This window comes from Stenotrophomonas sp. A3_2, from assembly GCF_036624925.1.
Classification (GTDB): Bacteria; Pseudomonadota; Gammaproteobacteria; order Xanthomonadales; family Xanthomonadaceae; genus Stenotrophomonas; species Stenotrophomonas hibiscicola.
The window spans coordinates 1-411 of the sequence record NZ_JAZKVY010000308.1 but is presented as its reverse complement, the minus strand read 5'-3'; the positions used below and the strand labels follow the sequence as shown (position 1 = coordinate 411).

General features: G+C 74.0%; 1 protein-coding gene. It reads right to left on the bottom strand.

All coding sequences use genetic code 11. The features are described from left to right. A partial coding sequence (locus R5H29_RS14465) for a glycosyl hydrolase (RefSeq protein ID WP_332329349.1) occupies positions 1–411 on the bottom strand: 411 nt, incomplete at both ends.

Below are 411 nucleotides of genomic sequence, written 5' to 3'. Positions count from 1 at the left end.
GATTGGTGGTGCCGAGCAGACTCCAGCCGAGCCGCAGCACACGCCAGGACGCGCCCTTGGGCGCGGTCCAGTCGAGCGTGCCGTCGGCGCGCAGCCTGCCGGTGAGATCGACCACGCGCGCCGGATCGACGCCCGCGTCTGCGGCATCGCCATCGCCAAGCGCGTAGTAGTCGCGGGCAATGGCGAAGCCGGCCTTGGTCTCGAACCGGTCGATCACCGGTTCGGCCCAGAGCCGCGCCTGGCGGACCTGCAGCGGCGCGCCGGCGGCAGCGGCGATCAGTTGCGGGATGATGCCCGGATCGGCACCGGGGGCCGGATCGCCGGTGCCGGGTCCGGCAGGCGTGCGCGGGGCCAACACGATGCGGAACCGCTGCGCGGTTACCGGGGCGAAGCTGACCGTGGTCGGCGCGC